This is a genomic window from Methanosarcina sp. A14, assembly GCF_001729375.1.
GTDB classification, from domain to species: domain Archaea; phylum Halobacteriota; class Methanosarcinia; order Methanosarcinales; family Methanosarcinaceae; genus Methanosarcina; species Methanosarcina barkeri.
This window is the reverse complement of record NZ_LZPK01000319.1, coordinates 1-7,343: the sequence shown is the minus strand read 5'-3', so window position 1 is coordinate 7,343 and position 7,343 is coordinate 1. Positions and strand designations below refer to the sequence as shown.

Below are 7,343 nucleotides of genomic sequence, written 5' to 3'. Positions count from 1 at the left end.
ATTTTTCATGTTATTTTTCAGGAACTTTGATTTTACATGTTATTTTTCAGGAACTATAATTTTACATGTTATTTTTCAGGAACTATGATTTTACATGTTATTTCGCAGGAACTGTGATTTCTTTGAGGTTCTGGAACCTGTCGATGACTTCTCTAGCAGTATTTACCCCGTCGGGAATTTGCAGAATTTTTATAAAATTATCTCGGAGCATATAATATGGACCCTCACCAACATTTCTTACCGCAAGGACGTTTGCTTTTTCCTGAATAATCAGGTCTACGGCTTTCATGCCTCCTTTTTTCTCAGAATTAAAAGATCGGTTTTCGATAATTTGATAATCTCCAACCTTGCCCTCTTTTATCTCTACAAAGAGAAAATAAGGAGCTTTCCCAAGGTGTTCTGACAGCTTTGCTTGAAACCCATTATTATCAAAAACGGGAAGAGCTAGCCTAAAATTTATCCTTTGTACAGGCTTTACATTAACAACAATATGCTCCAGATTTTCTACTTCTTTTTTAACAACCGTTTTGATTTCCTCTGAAAGCAGCTCCACCCTTTTTAAGTCGGTTTCACCCTCAACTTCAACCGTAACTTCCCCGAAAACCACAAGTCCGGATTTTCGGAGTTTCAGGTCCTCAAGTTCTATCAAGCCCGGGATATTGAGTATGTCTTTTTTAATTCTCTCACTTTCATCCTCATCAAGCCAGGCATCCATCAGGGTAAGCACTGCATCCCTGGCACTTTCGATTCCCATTTTGAAGATCAAAAGAGAAATTACAATAGTACCTAAACTGTCAAGTTTCGAGACCCCCAGCATAGAGCCAAGAACAGCCACAACCACTATCATCGAAGAAAAGACGTCCGTATAAGAATGCACCGCGTCAGCTATCAAGGACTGAGAGTTGATCTTTGTCCCTACATTTCGCTTGTATACAGAAAGGCCATAGATTGTAAGTACTGAAAAAACAGCCGTTGCAAGGGCAAGTCCCTGAAATTCAATATGGGAAGTGGTATTTGAGCCTGTAAAACCTTCCCTTAACAGTTCAACGCCAGAAAGCAGGATTAATAGAGAAACAAAGAGAGCTATGATATTCTCTGCTTTGTAGTACCCATAAGGAAAATGCTTACTGCTTTTAAGGCTTATCTTGAGCCCAATCCAGACTGCTAGAGAGGCAAAAATATCCAGACCAGTGTGGACAGCATCCGCAAACAAGACTGTGCTTCCGGAATAAATACCCACAGCTCCTTTAAGGAAAGCAAGGAATGCAAGCGCCAGGGTTGCGTTCCTTGATGTTTTAACCCCTAGTTCCAAGTTTTCTTGTGCATTCATTTGAAGATCCGTTTTAAATGAGTCATTGATTCATATCACAACTTAGAAAATTGAATTTTTAGAAAATTGAAACCTTTCTGACACTCTCTGGCAGTACTATTATTCTAGCAGTACTATTATTCTAGCAGTACTATTATTCTAGCAGTACTATTATTCTAGCAGTACTGCTCGTGATTTCAGCACTGGTGATGATCGTCGTGTCCATGTTCTGAGCAGGAATTCTCAGCAGTTGCGTTCTGGAGCTTTCCTGCTTTCCAGGCCTCAAACGTATCCCTTACAGTGCCGCCAGCCCCCACAAAAACCTTTATTCCATAGGATTCGAACATGTTGACAGCTTTGAACCCGAGTCCACCACAGAGCATTATATCCACTCCATTTTCATGAAGGTACTCTGGAGGTAGTCCGGTGCCTCCCATATGCTCACTGGTGTTAGGAATTACAGTGACTTGATTGGTCTCTGTGTCTATTATAGTGTAGGTTGGAGCTTTTCCGAAGTGTGGTTCAACAACACCTTCCATACCATTTTCATCTTTTGTAGGAATACTTACTTTCATATAATCACCTTCACTTTCTATCATTTTATCAAATAGTAATGTTTTTTTGATTGCATTGACATATATTCTTGAGATTACACAATATTTAAGTTTTCACAAATTAAGGGAAATAATACCGTTTTTCACAAATTAAGGGAAATAATACCGTTTTTCATAAATTAAGAGGAGTAATATCGTTTTTCACAAATTAAGGGGAATAATACCGTTTTTCACAAATTAATAAGAATAATACCGTTTTTCACAAATTAAGGGGAATAATACCGTTTTTAGCAAACAAAGAAGAATAATACCGTTTTTGATAAATTAAGGGGGATAACGACGTTTTTCGCAAACAAAGGAGAATAATGCCGTTTTTCACACATGGAGGAATGTGTCTTTCTCAGAAAGTTTGTTTTACTAATTTTATCAAGACTCAGGATTACTTGCCTCTACCAATTCCCCTTCCCATACCACTTCCTTTCATTCCGTTTCCCATTCCATTTCCTTTTCTCATGCCAGAACCAGGAGTGGTATTGGGACTGCGGATTGACTGAAGTTCTCCAGCCTCATACTGCCTGATAGCTTCCCGCACTGTACCCTTTATTCCGACTTGAACATCGATACCAAGCTCTGAGAAAATGGAAAAAGCATTGGGTCCCATAGTTCCTGTTAAGAGGGCATCGACTCCTGCATTTGCAACAATTTCCGCTGCCTTTATACCGGTACCTCCAGAAGTAAACGCAGCTGCATTTGATATAGATTCCACATTTCTGGTATCAGGGTCATAAATTACAAAGTAGCTGCATCTCCCAAACCTGGGGTCCACTTCGGAGTCGAGACCTTCACCACTGGCTGTTACGCAAATATTCATTCTTTTTACTCCACCTGTTTCCATTGTGACCATTTATACTCAAAAGTCCTGGAATCCTATTTTCACACATATGAGTAGAAGTATTTATACATTTCGATGTATAAAGGGAATTGTTAGATTTACCGCACATTAGATAAAGAATGTGTCAAAAATAGATCCAGAGGAAATATAAAATATTCAAATTTTAGAAAATATCTCAAGGTCAGGAGTTAAACAACCAGAGGTTCTGTTATTAGGACCCGAATTCAATTAGAAACTGGGTTTAAATCAGAAACTGAATTTAATTAGAAACTGAGTTTAATTAGAAACTGAGTTTAATTAGAAACTGAGTTTAACTAGAAACTGAGTTTAATTAGGTTGTTTCGTCCAAATTAGTTCGCTTTTTAAATTTATTTCAGTATCGGTATATATTGTATACAGGTGATCCGCTATTATATTCCAACTTTGAATTTGTTCCATTTTACGTAATCATTCCACGATACAAAAATGGAATTGGAATTCACCGAAGATTTAACCTTTTGCGTCACCTGCTGTTGGATTATGAATTGGAATTCTAAAGAATTTTGAGTTTGTGGAACTTATCTCAGGATACAACAGAAATACACCTGTACCTGGCATTCCCTATTAAATTCTCATGTCTCAGAAACTTGTCGACCTTCAGCCAATTTTCCAAGGAAATATCCAGGTTTTGCAGCAACGATCTCCACATTTGCGTACTGGCCAGGTTTTAGATTCGAGCCGCTTATAACAACCGGACGATAAGCATCCGTGCGGGTGAGAACATCACCGATTTCCGTATATTTTGAGACAAAAACCCGGCCTTTCCAGCCGATCATTGCCTGCTTGGACCCGAGCTTAATTTGTTCACAGACCTTATGCAATTCATGAGAACGCTGAACTAAAATTCTTGAGTCGAGGTTTCGGAAGGAAAAAGCTTTCGTATGCGGGCGGGGAGAATATCTTGAGATATTGACCTTTTCAGGGCGGTATTTCTGTACCCATTCAACAGTTTCTTTGAACTCATCGTCGGTTTCATCGCAGAAGCCTACAATTATGTCGGTGAAAAGGGATAAATCTTCAAAACGGTCACGGAATTTCTTAATTATTGTGTCCACTACGTCCATTTTGTGCAGACGGTTCATTCTCTTCAGGACCGAGTGAGAAGCAGACTGAATAGGGATGTGGAGTAGTTTGAAGACCTTGTCGGAATCAAAAGCTTCTACCAGATCATCGAGTATGGGGAGGACAGAGAAAGGATTCATCATTCCTACCCTTACTTTGAAGTCGCCTGGAATTTCCGAGATCATACGCAGGAGTTCCGGAAGTCTGAGACCCGTATCCATTCCGTACTGGCTGTCGTCCTGGGATGTGAGCCAAATTTCCCTGCATCCCTCGGCAACAGCTGAACGGATATCTTCAACTATCTCATCCGGTGGAAAAGAGTGCAGCTTGCCTCTTGCATATTTTACAATACAGTAGGAACAGGCAAAATTGCAGCCCTGCGAGATCTGGCATATGTGAATATTAGGGTTAGAACGCTCACGCGGGACATTGAGAAAGCCCACAGGTTCAGAAGCTCGGAATTCCAGATGTTCTCCTCCGCGCAGACCTTTCTTTTTTCTCTGCTCGATTAATGAAAGAAGCTCTCCAAGCCGGGAAATAGCATTTACCCCCAGGATATGAGCTTCGGGATTTGCATGCAGGATGTCCTCAAGCTGGACTTCAGGCATACAGCCGGAAACGATAACTTTAATATTCTTCTCGCCCATGCTGCGGATTTTATACAAGATCTTCTGTTCTGTAGTGTATTTTACCGTACAGGAATTGCAAATATAGACCTCTGCCTGATCGGCAGCCTCTGGGCCCAGCAGTTCATGTCCTAGTCTTTCGACACTTGCCTTCATTATCTCGGCTGAGGCCTGGCTCGCCGAACAGCCAAAACTTTCAAGATAGACTTTCATGATTTAACTCTAAATTCTATGTTTTTTAATTCCGTAATTTTGAATTCTGAAATTTTGAATTCTGAAATTTTGAATTCTGAAATTTTGAATTATGTATCTCTTAGTTTTGTATTATTCTTTAGTTCTGTGTTTGAGAATTCTATAATCAAATTCTGTATTTGATAACTCTGTAATCAAGTTCTGTGATCAAATTTTGTAGCCAAGTTGTGTAATCAAATTCTGTATTTTCGCAAAGTCCGTGTTTTAAAAAAGATGAAAAAAGAGAATAAAAGGATTTACAGGTAGAGAGGAGTCTCACGCTTATCCTTTATATAAATACTGTCCGTAAACCTGACAGATCCAGATGCACCCATTGAGATTGTGTGTACCCTGGCATCCCCACTGCCGAACAGGTTGACTTCTCGTAGAAAATGGCCGGGAGTTACAGCTGATGCTGAAAAGATCACGTCGTTCCCTGGCACAAGCTTGTCGGTATCAAGGACATCATTGATGTTTTGAAGAGTGATTCCCATTTTTTCGAGCCTTGGCATTTTTTCTTCAATTTCTTTGTCGATCATGTCCTGGCTCTTTCCGTTTGCAACCGTGGGAAGCGCAAGCCTTGCAAGGATTTTTCCGCCGAGGATTTTGATTGCAGCCGCTGTGAGTACTGCTTCACCCGAACCGCCTGAGCCCATTACCATATGAACGCCCGACCCACGAATTGCAGTTGAAACTCCGGGCATAAGGTCTCCGTCACTGATTAGCTTTACGCGAGCGCCTGCTTCCCGAATTTCGGTTATTTTCTGGGCATGCCTTGGCCGGTCAAGCACAACGACTACAAGCTCGTCAACACTTCTGTCGAGAGCCTTTGCGACGATCTCAAGATTGTGCTTGACAGGAGCATCCAGGTCAATCTTTTCATCAGGGTGTTCCTCTTCGTAGCGCACTACATCTGGCCCGACAACAATCTTGTCCATATAGATATCAGGACCGTGGAAAATTCCGCCCCTTTCAGCCATTGCCATAACTGCAACCGAGCCAGACCCGCCGTCTGCGGTAAGGTTTGTTCCTTCAAGCGGGTCGACTGCAATATCGACTTCAAGGTCTCCTTTTCCTGTTCCTACGTGCTCCCCGATATAAAGCATGGGAGCCTCATCCCTTTCTCCTTCCCCAATCTGGATTATGCCTTTCATGTCAAGTTTATTCAGCATCCTTCGCATGGCGGCAACTGCTACCTGGTCGGCAAAACTTTTGTTCCCACGCCCCATCTGATACGCTGCGGCAATGGCTGCAGCTTCAGTCACATGAATAAGTCTGGGCAATAAATCACATTCTATAGGCCCTGAACAATCAATCATTTCTTCTACGGTTTTTGGATGAGATATAAGAATCAACTCCCAATTTTCTGCTTGCGAATAATCTGCTTCCTGATATGAAGTCTTTTTTCTGCAATTTACTCTTTATATTAAATTGATCTCATAACACAATAGTATATTAATGAATCTATTGGCCAAATGGAGTCATATATGGAGCCATATTGGAGTCATATATTTATTTATGAAGCGTTCATCACAGAAAGTCCTGTAAATAGAGGGCCTTCAGGAAGACTTCAGAATAAAGCATAGAGATAAGAAGTATAAAAAAATGGCTAAAAAAACTGGCTTAAAACTGCCAAAAGGCCAGGCTCTAAAGCTTGCCTAAAACTCAGTTAAAAATACTTCATAAAACAACAACTGCTAAAAAACTGAATTTAAACCTGGACTGAAGCATAAATAGAATTTAATTCAAAAAGAGCAGTTTCTGCTCTATTCACTTTAAGGGGAAACACCCGTGAAAATTCACTGTTTACAACACCTAAAAAATGATACCCTGGGAAACATAGGGACCTGGATAGACAAAAAAGGATATAAACTTACGAAAACCCTGCTCTACGAAAACTCTTTTTTTCCTGACCCTGAAGAATTCGATATGCTCCTGATAATGGGCGGCACTATGAGCGTTTATCAGGAAGAGGAATATTCCTGGTTAAAACCTGAAAAAGAATTTGTAAAAAAAGTAATAGAAGCCGGCAAACCCGTGCTTGGAAGCTGTTTTGGAGCTCAGATAATTTCCGAAGTGCTTGGAGGAAAAGTTACGAAGAATCTGTATAAGGAAATCGGCTGGCATACTATACGAGCTGTGGAAGGAAAAAGTCCGGGCGAGATAGAGAGTTCGAAACTTCCACCCTGCATGTTTCCGGAATTTACCGGTTTTATGTGGCATGGAGACACTTTTGAAATTCCAGTCGGCGCAGTGAAACTTTTTGAAAGTGAAGCCTGCCCAAATCAAGGATTTCTCTACAATGCAAAGGTCCTCGGCCTGCAGTTCCATCCTGAGGCCGACAGGCAGTGGGTAAGAAACCTGATAAGGGATTCAGGGCACGAGCTCGTGCAAGGAAAATACATCCAGTCTGAAAAGGAGATATATGTATATGAAAGCTTTTTTGAAAGTTCCAGGAATCTGGCTTTTTCCCTCATGGACTGGTTTGAAGAAAAATATAAGCCAGAAAAAACAAAGATGTGAAAAGGAATTAACTTGGGAGCGATAAAAGAGAGTGTAAAAAAGAAAGCATGGTGTAAAAGAGAATAAAACGTAAAAAAAGTGTGAAATGTAAAAAAGAGTAAAACGTA

Annotated in this window: 6 protein-coding genes; 1 reads left to right on the top strand and 5 read right to left on the bottom strand. The window is 40.6% G+C overall.

The annotated features are described in order from the left end of the window. Positions 1–97 precede the first annotated feature (97 nt). From A9239_RS13905 to glpX, 5 genes are all read right to left on the bottom strand, one after another. A complete protein-coding gene (locus tag A9239_RS13905) occupies positions 98–1,330 on the bottom strand; it encodes a cation diffusion facilitator family transporter (protein WP_048155999.1) in 1,233 nt (410 codons plus the stop codon). A 176-nt stretch (positions 1,331–1,506) separates the two neighbouring features. Continuing rightward, complete coding sequence (locus A9239_RS13900; protein ID WP_048121100.1) at positions 1,507–1,884, bottom strand: NifB/NifX family molybdenum-iron cluster-binding protein; 378 nt, start codon at positions 1,882–1,884, stop codon at positions 1,507–1,509. Positions 1,885–2,302: 418 nt separating this feature from the next. Continuing rightward, positions 2,303–2,767, bottom strand: coding sequence for a NifB/NifX family molybdenum-iron cluster-binding protein (locus tag A9239_RS13895; RefSeq protein WP_052712899.1), 465 nt, complete (start codon positions 2,765–2,767; stop codon positions 2,303–2,305). 599 nt (positions 2,768–3,366) lie between these two features. Next, positions 3,367–4,695 carry a tRNA (N(6)-L-threonylcarbamoyladenosine(37)-C(2))-methylthiotransferase gene (locus tag A9239_RS13890; RefSeq protein ID WP_048121103.1) on the bottom strand — a complete coding sequence of 443 codons (1,329 nt, stop codon included), beginning with the start codon at positions 4,693–4,695 and terminating at the stop codon, positions 3,367–3,369. Positions 4,696–4,970: 275 nt separating this feature from the next. After that, positions 4,971–6,059: a class II fructose-bisphosphatase gene (gene glpX / locus A9239_RS13885; protein ID WP_048123438.1), complete on the bottom strand. Its 1,089-nt coding sequence runs from the start codon at positions 6,057–6,059 to the stop codon at positions 4,971–4,973. Positions 6,060–6,504: 445 nt separating this feature from the next. Between glpX and A9239_RS13880 the strand changes: the two genes are divergently transcribed. Next, positions 6,505–7,236, top strand: a complete 732-nt coding sequence (locus A9239_RS13880; protein ID WP_048121104.1) for a type 1 glutamine amidotransferase — start codon at positions 6,505–6,507, stop codon at positions 7,234–7,236. The last annotated feature ends 107 nt before the right edge of the window (positions 7,237–7,343 follow it).